Raw genomic sequence first — 15910 nt, 5'->3', positions numbered from 1 at the left:
CTCCTATTCTATCAAAAATGTAGCCTTCATGCCTATTAAGATGCAGAAAAAGTAGCTTTATCTTCTATACTCCCTTCATGTTAGCAAGCGGGGAACTATCGAATGCAAAAGTGGCACCGTTCCAAGGGGAACGGTGCCAACAAGTTATTTCACTAAATAATTCAAAGCCGTGCGTAACTGGATATCATTATCTTCATCCTGGATCTTTTCCAGAATGGCGGATTCCAGATGTGCTGCGGTTTTAGCATCCAGCTTTCCAGTCACTTCGAGGCCAAATTGTTTTTGGAATGCCTTTACTGCAATTTCTGTACTCCAATCATAATATCCATCCTCACGACCCGGTTCAAATCCAAGTCCTTTCAAAATGCTTTGGGCATACTGGATTTGTTCATCATTCATATCCCGCTCCAATACCTTCTCAATGGCAAGCTGATGGGCATCAAAATACTCCGGTTGTTTGACTTTGATCGTCGGTTCGATCCCTTTTTTATGGATCCAGTTCCCTGAAGGAGTCAGCCATTTATATAACGTAAGTTTAATCTTACTGCCATCACCCATTGGTACAGCTTGCTGTACTGTGCCTTTCCCGAAGGTCTTCTCGCCAACCAATGGATAGCCTCCCGCCTCTTGCATGGCGCCAGCCAGGATTTCCGAGGCTGAGGCGCTGCCTTTATCCGTCAAGACGGCAATGGGATAACTTTTCGCTTTCTTAAGGCTTGTGAAAAACGATTGAGTTTCCCCCGTTCTTTCTGCAATTTGCAAATAGGGCTTGTCTTTTGTAATAAACTCTCCAAGAATCGTTTCCACACTGGAAAGAAGGCCGCCTGGATTGCCGCGTACATCTATGACCAAGCCCTTGATTCCTTTCTTTTCCAGCTCCTTCATCTGCTTTTTGAAATCACTTGCAGTATTTTCCGAGAATGTGGTCAACTCGATATAACCGATTTGTTCTCCGGCGACTTCCTTAATTGATGAAAATACGGTATCCAATGGAATTTCGGCACGCACCATATTAAATTCAAGTGGATTATCAATCCCTGCCCGTTTTATTTCCATTTTGACGGGTGACCCTTTTTCGCCGCGGATTTTCAGGCGCGTTTCATACAGATCCAAACCTTCTACACTTTCACCATTCACCTTAAGGATTTGATCTTTCGGCTTTAATCCAGCTTTTTCTGCAGGCGAGTCTTTGTAAGGAGAAACAATTATGACCTTACCATCCTCCATCCCGATTTCAGTCCCGATCCCTTCAAAAGAGGAATCCAGGGTTTCATTGAATTGCTTAGCGGTCTCCTTGTCCATATATACGGAATAAGGATCTTTCAGCGCTGACAGCATGCCTTGGATGGCACCCTCCACCAGGTTGGAGCCGTCCACCTGTTCTACATACTGACTTACGATCAAACCGTAAGCTTGTTCCACTTTTGCCCATTCCTTATCCTTCGATATTTCTTGGCTTTCATCCTTTGCTTCATTCTTGGCCGGAAGGCTTGTCCAATATATGCCCCCCACTGCTCCAATGGCTAGTGACATGATGATTGCTAGAGGAAGTACCCATTTTTTGACCATATTTATCCCCATTTCTGACCTGATATGTATTTCACTATATGAGGGGAATGGTAAGAATATGCTTATAAAAAATGGTGACACCACATAAAAAAACAGACCAGGAATTTATCCTGATCTGTTTTTCATTTGATATATTGGGTATTAATTAGGTATATAGTTTAATGGATTAACGGCATTTGACTTGCTATAATTCCATGGGCCTTTATGTAGCTCAAAGTGTAAATGCTGACCGTATGAATGTCCTGTGTTACCCATGATGCCGATTTGTTGACCTTTGGCAACTACCGCACCTTCGCTTGCTTGTCTAGAACTTAAGTGTGCATACACAGTAGTCCATTGCTGACCGCCGATCGAATGGGTAACGAAGATAACGTTACCGTATGAACTTGAGAAGTAAGAACGGCTTACGACTCCGTCGGCTGCAGCTACAATTGGAACCGTTCCGCTAGCAGCGATATCGATGCCGGCATGCTGTTTATTCCAACGTTCACCCATTGTTGAAGATACATATCCTGCACTAGGTCTAGTGAAAGTACCCGATGATACAGCTGGCGCTTGACTTACATTAGACGAAACGGGTGAAGATGATGATGAACTGTTGCTTTTTGCACTATATCCTGAAGAAGTGGATTGTTTTTTTGATTCGGATGCTTGTGATGCTGCTTGTGCAGCCGCTTGTGCAGCCGCTTGTGCCGCTTCTTGCTCTGCACGTTTTTTCGCTTCGGCTGCCGCTTTTTTACGAGCCGCTTCCAATTCTGCAAGACGTTGATGTTCTAAGCTGATGGCTGATTTGATAGCTTTTTCTTGAGCAGCAAGATTCGCTTTTTCTTCCTCTAGACCCATCTTCTCATGTTCATGCTTTTCAGTTTGTTGCTTTAATTTCTTAACCAATGCATCCTTTTCTTGCTTCTGCTGTTTTTGTTGCTTTTGAATTTCCAATAGTTCAGCTTTTGCCACTTCTAAACTGGCAAGCTTCGTTTCAACGGCTTTTTGCTTTTCTTCCAAATCCTTTTTATCTAGCTCATGCTGCTTTAAAATATCTCGGTCGGCTTCAGCGATTGTCGCTACAGCTCCGACACGGTCAACTAAATCCCCAAAACTGGATGATCCGAATAATACTTCAAGGTAGTTCACGTCCCCGCCAGTCTCCTGGAAAGAAAGTGCCCTTTCCTTCAATACTTCATTACGTTTGGCGATCCGCTCTTTTAATACTTTAATCTCTTCTTTCAATGCCTCGATTTCTTTTTTCGTTTGTGTAATTTCAGCATTTTTAGCATCGATTTTTTTTGCGGACTCTGCGATTTTCGCTTCAATGGCAGCGATTTGGTCTTCTGCTGTCATTTGCTTGTCCTGCAGGTTATCGATTTTCTTTTCCGTTTCAGAAATATTCGATTCAACTCCTGAACGTTTTTCCTGGATGGATTCTTTCTGTTTTTCTAAATCCGAAATCGACTCAGCATAAACCGAAGGTGCCGCTAGAATGCTTCCCAACCCGATCATGATGGAGGCATTCATGGCAATGATATTTTTTTTCACGTTTCATTTCCCCTTTCAACCCGTTACATCCGTGCCTTGTAACGTCTCTCTATTTATGTCTGGTTTCTTTTGGCTTTTATTAAAGATACACTTTTATACTTTCAAGAACTTCCTGACGGACATCAAGCTGCCCCATATCCCGATAACGGCACCAATTATGATGAGGATGGCCGAAACTTGATAAATAAACGGATTTGCAGGCAAGAAATCTATGAATTTGAACGTAATCTGCGGTGCTGCATATTTATAAAGATTATAGTAGAGTATTGCAATCAGACCTATCGGAATGATGGAACCGAGGACTCCCAACCAAAGTCCTTCCAAGAAGAATGGCCAACGGATGAATGTATTCGTTGCTCCTACCAATCTCATGATCTCAATTTCTTTTCTTCTTGCTACAATGGTAATTTTAATCGTATTCGAAATCAGGAACATTGCAGTAAATAGTAAGCCTACAATAAGAACGATCCCTATGTTTCTAGCAATATTAACAAAGCTGAATAGTTTCTCGACGTAGCCTTGTCCATATTTAACACTTTGGATATATTCCATACCTTCGATTTTTTTTGCCACCTTGATGACATCTTGCGGAGATTTCGTTTTGATGACATAAACGTCCCTTAATGGGTTATCCTGTTCAAATGGTTTAAAAGCCTCACCATTATCTCCTAAATCATCTATTAAATTAGTAAGCTCTTCATCTTTTGGAGAGAAAATCACTGATTCAATGCCGTTTATCTCCGTAATTTGCTTACCTATAGCTTTTATATCGTCATCATTCGCCGCATTATCAATATGTGCACGAACTTCGACATCTTTCTCCACATTTCCCGCGATATGATTTAAATTCATCATGAGCACTAAAAAGACGCCAACCAAAGTTAGAGTGACCGTTACTGCACTGACTGAAGCAAACGTCATCCAACCATTACGGCCAATATTTTTAAAACTTTCACGGAAGTGACGGAGCAATGTTCTAAATTTCATATCCGTAATCACCTCGATGTTCATCGCGAACTATTTTTCCACTTTCAATGGCAATGACACGTCGCTTAATATTGTTGACGATGTCCCTATTATGTGTGGCCATGACAAGTGTAGTTCCGCGTTTATTAATTTCTTCAAATATGTTCATGATTTCCCATGATGTTTCGGGATCAAGATTACCTGTAGGCTCGTCGGCTATGACTACCTTGGGATCATTGACGATCGAACGGGCTATTGCAACCCTTTGCTGTTCCCCACCAGATAACTCGGAAGGCAGCATTCTCGCTTTATGTTTAATGCCAACCAGATCAAGGACTTCCATGACTCTCTTTTTGATTTCTTCTGGTTCCTTTTCAATAACTTCCATGGCAAAAGCAACATTTTCATATGCAGTGAATGTTTGAAGGAGTTTAAAATCTTGGAATACCATACCGATATTACGGCGGAATAGAGGAACTTTCGAATTGCGGATACTTGGCAGGCTAAGACCATTGACCAAGATATTACCGCTTGTAGGCTTTTCTTCCCTATACATCATTTTGATGAAGGTCGATTTTCCGGCACCGCTCGGACCCACTACATAAACGAACTCGCCTGGCTTTATTTTCACATTGATTCCATTAATGGCAATTACGCCATTTGGGTATGTCTTTTTCACATCTATCATTTCTATCATTCTAAAACCACCTAATTTGCTTGGATTATAACTATGTATCTACAGCTTTTCGACAATTTTCACTGAAATCTGACAGGAATCTCTCTTACTTGAGCACAGAAACATTATAACATCATATTTTGTCAAATTAAGCATAAAAAATATTACAGTTTCATTTCAGTTAGACATATATCAACATCTATGTAATAATTCCAGGATTTGATTGCTTGATAAAGGGAGTGACCGTAGTTGTTTCGAGGGTTTAAAGGAGGCCAAATGAAACGTCCCGCTAAGCAGGACGTTTCATTAATCATTATTTATGTCCAGCAAGCCATTCAGCGACCATGCTCGCTTCCTTGCCCTTGATTATTTCTTTCGGCATTCCACCTTGACCATTCGCAATGACTTGTTCAATGTCTTCTTTTGAAAGCTTAGATCCGACCTTCGTTAAGTTCGGTCCCACGCCGCCTTCAAGATTCACTGCATGGCAGCTTGAACATTTGTTTTCATAAATTTTTGCGGCATCACCGGCACCTGCCGTAGTCGTTTCATTATTTTCACTTGCAGGCTCTTTATCTGCAGCATCATCGTTCCCACCGCATGCAGCCAAGGCCAAAGAAGTACCCAGAACTAATGCTAACCACTTCATTTTCATTGAATTTACCCCCTCTGATTTATACCAGCACAAGAACATTATACCAATTTCAATCCAGTTTAAAACCCTCCCCAAGTACCTCCGATGCGTCCATTACAATTACAAACGCTTTAGGGTCAACGAGTTTCACCAATTGTTTCAATTTGGTGAATTCCGACTGATCTATTACGCACATCAAAATTGGACGAGTATCATCCGTATAGCCGCCATACCCGGATATGCCTGTTACACCCCGGTCCAGCTCATGTATGATAGCATCCCTTACTTCCATTTCTTTATTCGTGATGATTAGTGACATCTTCGAACGGTTCAATCCAATCTGGACGAGGTCGATCGTCTTGCTTGTCACATACAATCCAATCAATGCATAAAGCCCTTTTTCAATATCAAAAACGATGGCAGCACTTAAAACGATGATTCCATCAATGATAGCCACACAGGTCCCCAATGACAGATGGGTATACTTATGGAAAATCTGTGCCGCCAAATCGGTACCCCCCGTGGAACCCTTGCCGCGAAAGACGATCCCCAGCCCAAGCCCGACCATCATACCCCCGCAAATGGAACCAAGCAATGCATCATTCGTCCATGCATCCCAATCCTTTGTCAGAAATACCACTAAAGGTAGAAACAAGGTTCCAATCAGGCTTTTGGCTCCGAAATGCCTTCCGAGGATAATAAGCCCCGCAATGAACAAAGGGATATTAAAACCCCAAAGAACGTAAGCCGGCTCCCAACCGAGAGTTGAATCGAGAATCGTGCTAATCCCGCTGACCCCTCCGGATGCGACCTGGTTAGGCAGTAAAAATACATTAAAACCAATGGCAATTATGGACGAACCGACAATCACCAGTCCATACTCCGTTAACTTTTGAATGAAAGGGTGCCTCTGCTCCCGATATCTTCTCTTCATTTTGCATAAGTCTCCTCGAACCATCATTATTATCTAGTATTGGCCGAACGAGGCAGAGCATCCCTTTTCAATCCTGTAAATGTCAGCCAAGATTCGTTAAAAAGGAAATCATAAAAAAAGCCGGACCGGGAAAAACGGTCCGACTGGCTGAGCTTATAGTTTTGAACGCAAGTACGCATCAATGAACATATCGATATCCCCATCCATGACAGCTCCCAAGTTTCCGGTCTCCGCACCAGTACGGTGATCTTTAACCATGGAATACGGATGGAAAACATAAGAACGAATTTGGCTTCCCCAGCCAATTTCCTTTTGCTCACCGCGGATTTCATCCAATTCCGCTTGTTGCTGTTCAATTTCACGTTGATATAATTTGGCTTTCAGCATATTCATGGCCTGGGCCTTGTTTTTGATTTGAGATCTCTCGTTTTGGCACGTTACCACGGTGTTCGTAGGTATATGGGTGATCCGGACCGCCGAGTCCGTTGTATTGATATGCTGACCACCTGCACCACTTGCCCGGTACGTATCGATTTTCAAATCTTCCGTACGTACTTCTATATTGATGGTCTCATCGAATTCCGGCATGACTTCACATGAAACGAATGAAGTGTGGCGTCTCCCTGAGGAATCGAAAGGAGAAATACGGACAAGACGGTGTACCCCTTTTTCCGCTTTTAAATAACCATAGGCGTTATGGCCTTTGATGATTAAAGTGACACTCTTGATTCCAGCTTCATCACCTGGAAGGTAATCAAGGGTTTCCACTTTAAAGCCTCTTTTTTCACCCCATCTTGTATACATGCGCAACAGCATGGAACCCCAATCCTGGGACTCAGTTCCGCCTGCACCAGGATGCAATTCAAGAATGGCATTTTTCGAGTCATATTCTTCACTTAGTAAAAGTTGAAGTTCAAAGTCATTCATCTTTTGTGCAAGAACCGTGATTTCTTCTTCCAGCTCAGCCAAAAGCTCTTGATCATTCTCCTCTTTCACTAATTCATATGTCAAATCCAGATTTTCATATGATTCATTCAGTTCGGACAATCGATTGACTTGTTCTTTCAAAGCATTCGTTTCATTGATGACAGTTTGTGCTTTTTGTTGATCATTCCAAAAATCGGGATGTGTCATCTCATTTTCAAGCTGTGCGATTCGTGCCTCTTTTTCATCTAAGTCAAAGAGACCCCCTAAAGTCCGTTAATCGTTGCGCTGTCCGTTCAAGTTCATTTCTTATTTCTGCTAATTCCATTTCTCTTCACCTCATTAAGTATGTTAAAAAAAATCCCTGAAGAGGGATTCCCTTCATTACAAATAAACCTCTTCAAACTATATGCAAACTAAACATGAAAAGAGGCGGCAAGCCTTAGACTTAACCGTCCCATATTCATTATACACCTAACTTTAGCCTAAACTGCCATGGCAATTCTTATATTTTTTACCGCTTCCGCATGGGCATAACGCGTTTCTTCCAACATTTTCTTTTTTACGGGCAGGGGCTTTTTTCACTTTTCCCCCGTCTTCTTCCTTCGGATTGACCGCTTGTCCTTTTATGACTTCCTTACGTTCCAAATTGTTACGAATTTCAGCCTTCATGATGTATTTGGCGACTTCATCTTCCATTGAAGCAATCATGGCTTCAAACATTGCGAAACCTTCAGATTGATATTCACGAAGCGGATCGATCTGGCCATATGCACGAAGGTGGATCCCTTGACGCAATTGCTCCATTGCATCAATATGGTCCATCCACTTACTATCGACTGCACGAAGAACGATTACTTTTTCGAATTCACGCATTTGTTCTTCAGATAGTTCTTCTTCTTTTTGGTCATAGCCTTCTTTCACTTTTGCTAAAATGAACTCAACCAATTCCGATTCGTTTTTCCCGTCCAAATCAGCTACAGTGATTGAACCTTCATTGAATAGGTTACCATTCAGGTAATCGACAAGGCCTTGTAAATTCCAGCCTTCCTCATCGCCCATTGGTGCAAACGCGACTACATTTCGCTGGATGGATGCCGTAATCATCGTTTCGACGATTTCACGTAAGTTTTCACTTTCCATGACATCGAAACGCTGTTTATAGATAATTTCCCGTTGTTGACGGAGAACATCATCATACTGCAGTAATTGCTTACGTGAATCGAAGTTATTGCCTTCGACCCGTTTCTGTGCGGATTCAACGGCCCTCGTCACCATTTTACTTTGAATTGGCTGGGAATCATCCATACCAAGGCGCGCCATCATGTTTTTCATGTTATCCGAACCGAAGCGGCGCATCAATTCATCTTCCATTGATAAATAGAATTGAGTGACCCCTGGATCTCCCTGACGGCCGGACCGACCACGCAGCTGGTTATCTATACGCCTGCTTTCATGACGTTCCGTGCCGATTACAGCAAGGCCCCCAAGCTCCTTGACACCTTCACCAAGCTTGATGTCCGTACCGCGTCCTGCCATGTTCGTAGCGATCGTAACTGAGCCTTGATTACCTGCATTCGCAATGATTTCCGCTTCACGCTCATGGTTCTTGGCATTCAAAACATCATGAGGGATTCCTTTTTTGGATAAATAGGCAGATATGACTTCAGATGTTTCGATGGCAACCGTACCGACAAGCACAGGCTGACCCTTTGTATAACGTTCGGCGATGTCTTCCACAACAGCCTTGAATTTCCCATCAGTTGTCGCGTATATAAGATCTGCCCTGTCATCCCTAATGATATTCCTGTTTGTCGGGATTGCAATGACATTCATATTATAAATATTGCGGAATTCCTCTTCTTCCGTTTTGGCTGTACCGGTCATACCTGAAAGTTTTTCATACATCCTGAAATAGTTCTGGAATGTAATCGTCGCAAGAGTCATGCTTTCATTTTGGATTTCAAGTCCTTCTTTCGCTTCGATCGCCTGGTGGAGACCTTCACTGTAACGGCGGCCTTTCATCAAACGGCCAGTGAATTGGTCAACGATGACTATCTCGCCTTCCTGGACAACATAATCCACATCCAAATGCATGGAAACATGAGCCTTTAACGCCTGATTGATATGATGATTCAAAGTAACGTGACTAATATCGAATAAATTATCGATATTAAACGCTCTTTCAGCTCGATTCATCCCATCTTCCGTCAGCTGAACACCTTTTGTCTTTTCATCATATGTGTAGTCCGTTTCTTTTTTTAAGGTTTTCACAAACGCATTGGCCTGGATGTAAAGCTGAGCCGATTTTTGTGCCGAACCGGAGATGATCAATGGCGTTCTCGCCTCATCAATCAAAATCGAATCGACCTCATCGATGACCGCGAAGTGCAGCGGACGCTGTACCATTTGTTCTTTATATAACACCATATTGTCACGAAGATAATCAAAACCTAACTCATTATTCGTACTGTACGTAATGTCGGCATTGTACGCCGCCTGCTTTTCTTCTTTAGAATGACTGTTCAAATTCAATCCCACGGTCAAACCGAGGAAATCATACAATACACCCATCTCGGTGGCATCACGGTGTGCCAAGTATTCATTGACAGTAACGACATGTACACCTTTACCGGTAATCGCGTTTAAATAAACCGGCATTGTGGATGTTAAGGTTTTACCTTCCCCTGTTTTCATCTCGGAGATATTTCCATCATGAAGGGATGCCCCACCCATGATTTGAACACGGTAAGGATATAAGCCCAGAGCACGCTTTGCCCCTTCACGCGCAACCGCAAAAGCCTCGACAAGCAAATCATCAACGGTTTCCCCATTTTGATAACGCTCTTTAAACTCATCCGTTTTGGCACGCAACTGTTCATCCGATAGCGCAGCAGTCTCATCAGCCAGCGCTTCGACCTGATCGGCGATTTTTTCTAAACGTTTGATTTCTCGCTTATTCGGATCAAAAACTTTATTTAATATATTAAGCATTCAATAACGCTCCTCTATTATGGTAATGATCGTTCAATGACAAAATTCATATAAGTAAGAAGAAACACACCTTCTATTATTACTAATGCACGCTTAATTTTACCACTTCTATCATAGAGGTACAACTTCATGTCACTTCCCTGGTATAGACCGGAATTCAATTCTTGCGAAAAACAATGGATAAATGAGGAGTAAAACTGTTAAAATAGGAGGAAGTATAAAACATATGTTGCAAACTCCCCACTATCTCCATATGCAAATGGGAATTATCCATAACCTTCCATCACTAGATGCTGTTTCCTCTCTAGAGATAGCATGTCAAGGTAATCCAACCTTACAGGCGTCATGTTTTGAATGATAAGGTGGGCTTGCCGAAACTTATTAGCGGAAGATAAATAGAACATGTTTCGAGGTGGTATTGATGATTGGTGAACGTGTAAAAAAACTGCGAGAAGAAAAGAAAATGTCAATGACTGAACTTGCCGATAAAGCCGGTGTGGCAAAGTCTTATTTAAGTTCGCTCGAGCGGAACTTACAAACGAATCCTTCTATTCAATTTCTTGAAAAAATCTCCGCCGTACTTAATATCCCTGTTGATGCCCTGCTTTACGATGCACCAAATAAGGAAACCTTGGACAATGACTGGATGAAAATCGTTGAGGAAGCCATGAATTCGGGTGTTTCTAAACAACAATTCAGGGAGTTCATCGAGTTTAATAAATGGAGAAAAGATAAAGAAGAGTAGAGTGGCAGTGCACTAGTTTACCTACATAATCCTGAAGAATACAGTTTGAATAAGCTAGGCTCACAAGAATCTCAAGGAAGAATGAACCCTATAAACAGTAAATGAAGCGAACCACTGTTTATAGGGATGTTCTCAAATTTGTTCGGAACCTATTTTCCATCGTTCTCCTCAAATGTTGCCTCAAGGCTTTCCCTTTTAAAAAAAGCACTGATTTCCTCTTTTTTGAAACCCAAGCTCCTTGCTTCAGAAATCAATTTCACCCATTCTTGATCCATTTCCACATTAGCCACCTCTTCTACCTCCTAAAATACTCTTGTATTTCAGGCAGACCAGCCATCATAGTCACCAGGACCTTAGACCTGTGCCTTTGCGCCCTTATTTTTCAATGAGTTTGCCTTTGTCGTGGTATTTATTACCAAATACATTACCTATATTCATATTATAACGGATAGACACTCCATATATTGCTATTTTATGTCGGTAATCCACATAAATGCAAAAACTTTCATCCGACAAAATATTACAATATTGGGAAAATTCTAATTCCAAGTGATTTTGTAGGATTCAATCTCTTTTTTTCATATAAGAGCAAATATTGCTCATCTTAATACTTCGTTGTGGTGTATTGATTCTCTCAATTGTAAATGCATCGAGGGCTTTTTGCGCAGTTAAGTCCCCACCGCAGGTCGGGCAAAGCCACTTTCCATATTCCGCACTGCTAAAAGAAGCCCTATGGCAAGTATGGCAATTCTTTCGATACAAATAATCCAACCCCTCTGCACCTTGATCAAATTGTTTTTTATAAATAACCAGTCGTTCTCTTTAAAGAACTAACAATTCGAGTATAGTGCAAAAGAAAGGGGTATTTGAATAGGTAAAATTAACTATTTATCTTAATAATGAACAAATTTTGTTCTTTTAAATGAACTTTTGGGTTTTTCAGAGAAAAAAGAAGCAATCATTTTTTTACTTTTCAAACGGATTCTATCAACATGCATTTAAAAAGCACAACCCAGAGGCTGGGCTGTGCTTTTGATCTTAGAATAATAATTAACTAGGTTCAATCAATCCATAGCGTCCATCTTTTCGGCGGTACACTACGTTTGTTGTATTAGTATCCGCATTCGTGTAAACGAAGAAACTGTGACCAAGCATATTCATTTGTAAAATCGCTTCTTCACTGTCCATTGGCTTTAAATCAAAGCGCTTATTGCGGACCACTTCAATATCATTATCGTCTTCGAATTCATCCAACACTTCGTCAACTTCCGTATTGAAGGCGAATGCATCCGGTGTAGTCGATAGATTGTTTCGGAACTTGCGATTGACCTTCGTTTTATGTTTACGAATTTGGCGTTCAAGCTTATCATTGATCAAGTCAATGGCAGCATACATATCCGCATTTTCCTCTTCAGCTCGAAGAACCAAATTCTGCATGGGAATCGTCACTTCGACCTTTGATGTATTATTGTTCACTTTTAAATTGACTAACACATTTGCATCTGGTGTATTGTTAAAATATCGTTCTAACTTGCCAATTTTCTTTTCGACGTATTCTCGAATTGCTGGAGTTACCTCAATGTTTTCACCGCGTACGTTGTAATTCATAAAGTGAGTCCTCCTTAAATTAAGACTATACAGTTAGATTCTACAATACCCCTCCGGTTCCTTTTAGAAACACATCATGAAATATGTCGAAATAATGAAACAATTGTCGGAAGGTTTGGAAAGGGTTGATGTCTGCCCTAGCTTCATTATATCAAATGCTATGCTAGAAAGAAAAAATTAAGCCCACTTTATTTACAGAAAATTTAAAAACAATTAACATGAAAACCGTTTGGAATCCAAATGGTAAGGGAATCAATTTCTTTTATCATAGAACATGCCATCCACTGATAGACTTTCATACGGGTTCGTGTATTTATTGGATGATCGTTTCTTCTTATTTATTTCCTGGATATCCCGCTGTATCTCCTGCTTTTGGAGCTTCAGCAAGTGATCGACCTGTTGGTTGAGCAACAGTAATGCACGTCCCAGCTGCTGCTCTTCACCAGTAAACGGCGGTTTGATTTGAGGAAGAAGTCCATCTCGCTGTTCAATCAGCTTTGTGACCCTTTCTATTTTATCATCACGTTCTGTAATCGTGCGATCTTCCAGAACCGCAAGCAATTCAGCAGTCAAATCATGAAAGGTTCTAATCACCATCACACTTGACCGCTTTGGGTGAACTGTTTTTTCCGGTTGATCTGAATTACTTCCTTCCAAGTATTCCGGAACTCCGTAACAAGTCCTTCCACTTCTTCCAAAGCAGAAACATCATTTTTCATATTCGCTTCGATCAGACGCCGGTTCATGAAATCATACAGGCTCATCATATCTTTGGATACATCCGCATCCATATTCAGCGTCACCATCAATTCGCGGATAATATTTTGCGCCTTGATGATGTTCGTATTCTTCGCTTCGATATTTCCTGCCTCAATGGCTTTCTTCCCAAGCATGATGAACTTTAGGCAGCCATTATAAAGCATTAATGTAAGCTCTCCCGGTGATGCTGTATTGACTGAATTTTGCTGGTACGATTGATATGGATTATTTACCGCCATATTTAACTTCCTTTCCGACTTACCTTAACTAAAATAAGAAGCTAACGATGCACTTTGGCTGTTTGCCTTTTGTATCGCTTTTTCCATCGCCGTGAATTGGCTGTAGTAACGCGATTCCAATTTCGTTAACTTGGCTTCAAATGTTGAAATCTTCTTATCCAGCCCATCAACCAATTTCCCGATTGTAAAATTGTTATTAACATATCCGGCCTTCCCGGCTTTTTCAGTAATCGCATTCATGGATGATTCTATATCGTCCCTTAACCGTCGCGCGAGGCCTTTGTCACTCTTTTCCGACCCATTGGCCATGAACATATCATATATCGCATTCGGATCCTCACTAATGGCTGCCCGGAGCTTGTCCTCATCAATCGTTAATTTACCGCCCTCCAAATAATTTTTGGTGGTGGTGATTCCCAAACTGCTGAGATTGTTTTTTCCAGTGATCCCATCCACCGAAGTGTATAGGGATGACCTCATAGTCGTCAGGAGACTTTTTAATGTCGAATCGCTTTTTAACGTTCCGCTCTTCGCTTTTTCTTCCCACAGCTTCACTTCATCCTCTGTCATTGCCTTTTTTTGCTCAGCGGTAAGCGGGGTAAAGGAGCGATATTTCGCTTTACCCGTTTTATCTTGAACCTTTTTAATGACTTCATTGTATTTATTCACAAACTGAGTAATCGTATCCAGGATGGCATCCACATCAGCTGTTGATGAGAATGTGACTGTATCCGCCGTTTTTTGCTTTACTGTTATTTCCGCTCCATTAATCTGAAACGTATTCGAAGGCCGGGAAATGCCCAGTCCATTATAAGTAATCGATGCATTTTCCCCTATTGTGCCGCCAGTCCCTTCATTGTTACTGCTCATTTTTAGCACATTGAAGAAATCTCCGGTACCCCCTAATTCAATTTCAGGCCGATCTTTTACATCACCTGTGTTTTTAGCAGTAATGGAAAATTTCTGGGACGTTTCATCGAAAAATAGAGTCACGCCCGAGTTAGCATTAATTTTATTTATGACACTCTCTAACGTATCGTCCGCATTTAGGGTAAGTGTGTACGGTTTTTCCACTGTTGCTCCATCTTTTACTTCCGTATCAAAACCGCCATCCTTATTGATGGCCAATATCGTAATATCTTGAGGTGTCGTGATTCCCAATTCCGATAGTTTCTTTTTTGGATCGGTAACAGCTGATTTTTCCGTACTTGTCATGGTTGCTGCTTTGGCAAGTCCATTCACTTTTATATTCCCGGAAAAATCACTGGTCGAATTCACATTTCTCACTGATACAGCATCTGGATTCGATACCGTCACCTTCTTTTTAATGAAGGAAGACTGCTTTCCAACTCCATCACGAATGAGCGTATCCAATTCTGATAAAGCTGTATTTATCGAACGGTAATCATCCCGCTGCCACTCGGAATACTGCTTTTTCTGTGTCAGTTTATCCAATGGCACCCGTTCCGCCTGCATCATGCTCTTAACTAATTCATCAATGTCCATCCCGCTTGCTAAACCGCTGATTCGTACCAAAATTGATCACCCGCTTATATTTTTTCATCCACCATTATGCCGACAAACTCCGTCATTGCCGCATAGATGTCCAATAACTTCTTCGGGGGAATTTCCCTGATCGTCTCATCTGTTACATCATCCACTACCTTGACGTAATACTCATTCAGCTTCTCGTGAAATTCAAAACGAACCGCCGTATGTGTCGGATTCAGGAAGGTGTTCAAACTATCCACTATTTCCTGCACCTTTTCTTTTGAAGGCACATCAGTAGATTCCACACTTTGCTCCGAATAGGCAAGCGTATTCATTTCCCGCTGATAATATGAACTGATTCCTTCCGAGATTGCTGTTCTAAGTTGTGAGGAAAGAATATTCGTGGACAAACTCTCCAGCATCTAAATAGCCCCCAATACGTCTTTACTTTTTATATCGGTTCTTACAGTTTTATATTTAGTGTGAAGGTTTGATTTTGGTTTCAACTGCAGACATTCATTAATGATCCTTTGCTATAAAAGGGATTCTACAAAAAAAACTCCAGAAAAATATCTGGAGTCTGCAGTTTTTTTCGGATTTTAAATTTTGACCGTTGATTGGAACGTAGGGCGCTCGCTTTCGTGGGCGATCCCGGGAGCCTCCTCGGCACCATTGGACCATGCGGAGTCTCCCTTAGACACATATCTCCCGCAGGAGTCTCGTACCTTGCGTTCCAATCAGATCTCCAGAAATCTAAGATGGACCCCCAATTGCCCACACGTTTTTTTAGGGTTTATACTGTGACCGTTCACTTCCACTCCAGGCACTCGCTTTC

15 protein-coding genes and 1 riboswitch are annotated in these 15910 nt (G+C 41.5%); of the genes, 1 reads left to right on the top strand and 14 read right to left on the bottom strand.

Features of this window, described 5'->3' with window-relative positions:
* Positions 1–144 precede the first annotated feature (144 nt).
* The 8 genes from ACIQYG_RS04890 to secA all read right to left on the bottom strand — a co-directional run bounded on the left by ACIQYG_RS04890 (position 145) and on the right by secA (position 10233).
* Positions 145–1569, bottom strand: a complete 1425-nt coding sequence (locus ACIQYG_RS04890; protein ID WP_402835880.1) for a S41 family peptidase — start codon at positions 1567–1569, stop codon at positions 145–147.
* Positions 1570–1710: 141 nt separating this feature from the next.
* Positions 1711–3105, bottom strand: a complete 1395-nt coding sequence (locus ACIQYG_RS04885) for a murein hydrolase activator EnvC family protein (RefSeq protein ID WP_402835878.1) — start codon at positions 3103–3105, stop codon at positions 1711–1713.
* A 93-nt stretch (positions 3106–3198) separates the two neighbouring features.
* On the bottom strand, positions 3199–4092 hold the full coding sequence (ftsX, locus tag ACIQYG_RS04880) for a permease-like cell division protein FtsX (RefSeq protein WP_402835876.1): 894 nt from the start codon (positions 4090–4092) through the stop codon (positions 3199–3201).
* Positions 4082–4768 (bottom strand): cell division ATP-binding protein FtsE, encoded by a 687-nt coding sequence (gene ftsE, locus ACIQYG_RS04875; protein ID WP_061141190.1) that lies wholly within the window; start codon positions 4766–4768, stop codon positions 4082–4084. Before ftsE ends, ftsX begins: the two co-directional genes overlap by 11 nt.
* Positions 4769–5060: 292 nt before the next feature.
* Positions 5061–5402, bottom strand: coding sequence for a cytochrome c551 (gene cccB / locus ACIQYG_RS04870; RefSeq protein ID WP_402835874.1), 342 nt, complete (start codon positions 5400–5402; stop codon positions 5061–5063).
* A gap of 49 nt (positions 5403–5451) precedes the next feature.
* Positions 5452–6315 (bottom strand): YitT family protein, encoded by an 864-nt coding sequence (locus ACIQYG_RS04865; RefSeq protein WP_402835872.1) that lies wholly within the window; start codon positions 6313–6315, stop codon positions 5452–5454.
* Between the two features lie 153 nt (positions 6316–6468).
* A protein-coding gene (gene prfB, locus ACIQYG_RS04860; RefSeq protein ID WP_402835870.1) for a peptide chain release factor 2 occupies positions 6469–7567 on the bottom strand; the annotation gives its coding sequence in 2 pieces (ribosomal slippage) (positions 6469–7503 and positions 7505–7567; 1098 coding nt in all).
* A 152-nt stretch (positions 7568–7719) separates the two neighbouring features.
* Positions 7720–10233 carry a preprotein translocase subunit SecA gene (gene secA, locus ACIQYG_RS04855; RefSeq protein ID WP_402835868.1) on the bottom strand — a complete coding sequence of 838 codons (2514 nt, stop codon included), beginning with the start codon at positions 10231–10233 and terminating at the stop codon, positions 7720–7722.
* Between the two features lie 421 nt (positions 10234–10654).
* On the opposite strand from secA, the gene ACIQYG_RS04850 reads away from it, so the two are divergent.
* Positions 10655–10978: a helix-turn-helix domain-containing protein gene (locus ACIQYG_RS04850; protein ID WP_061141195.1), complete on the top strand. Its 324-nt coding sequence runs from the start codon at positions 10655–10657 to the stop codon at positions 10976–10978.
* Positions 10979–11127: 149 nt separating this feature from the next.
* Here the strand turns inward: ACIQYG_RS04850 and ACIQYG_RS04845 are convergent, their stop codons facing one another.
* The 6 genes from ACIQYG_RS04845 to flaG all read right to left on the bottom strand — a co-directional run bounded on the left by ACIQYG_RS04845 (position 11128) and on the right by flaG (position 15497).
* The gene (locus ACIQYG_RS04845; RefSeq protein ID WP_402835865.1) at positions 11128–11268 is read right to left on the bottom strand and encodes an anti-repressor SinI family protein; all 141 of its coding nucleotides are present in this window, start codon (positions 11266–11268) and stop codon (positions 11128–11130) included.
* 30 nt (positions 11269–11298) lie between these two features.
* Positions 11299–11384: riboswitch (cyclic di-GMP riboswitch) on the bottom strand.
* 644 nt (positions 11385–12028) lie between these two features.
* Positions 12029–12586: a ribosome hibernation-promoting factor, HPF/YfiA family gene (gene hpf / locus ACIQYG_RS04840; RefSeq protein WP_402835863.1), complete on the bottom strand. Its 558-nt coding sequence runs from the start codon at positions 12584–12586 to the stop codon at positions 12029–12031.
* A gap of 252 nt (positions 12587–12838) precedes the next feature.
* Complete coding sequence (gene fliT / locus ACIQYG_RS04835) at positions 12839–13183, bottom strand: flagellar protein FliT (protein WP_402835861.1); 345 nt, start codon at positions 13181–13183, stop codon at positions 12839–12841.
* The gene (fliS, locus tag ACIQYG_RS04830) at positions 13183–13584 is read right to left on the bottom strand and encodes a flagellar export chaperone FliS (protein ID WP_402835859.1); all 402 of its coding nucleotides are present in this window, start codon (positions 13582–13584) and stop codon (positions 13183–13185) included. Before fliS ends, fliT begins: the two co-directional genes overlap by 1 nt.
* A 24-nt stretch (positions 13585–13608) precedes the next feature.
* Positions 13609–15120: a flagellar hook-associated protein 2 gene (locus ACIQYG_RS04825; RefSeq protein ID WP_402835857.1), complete on the bottom strand. Its 1512-nt coding sequence runs from the start codon at positions 15118–15120 to the stop codon at positions 13609–13611.
* A gap of 14 nt (positions 15121–15134) precedes the next feature.
* Positions 15135–15497 (bottom strand): flagellar protein FlaG, encoded by a 363-nt coding sequence (gene flaG, locus ACIQYG_RS04820; RefSeq protein WP_402835855.1) that lies wholly within the window; start codon positions 15495–15497, stop codon positions 15135–15137.
* Between the last annotated feature and the right edge of the window lie 413 nt (positions 15498–15910).

This window comes from Peribacillus sp. NPDC096622, from assembly GCF_044762665.1.
Taxonomy (GTDB): domain Bacteria; phylum Bacillota; class Bacilli; order Bacillales; family DSM-1321; genus Peribacillus; species Peribacillus frigoritolerans_B.
The sequence above is the reverse complement of the archived record's forward strand: the minus strand, read 5'-3'. Positions and strand labels throughout refer to the sequence as shown.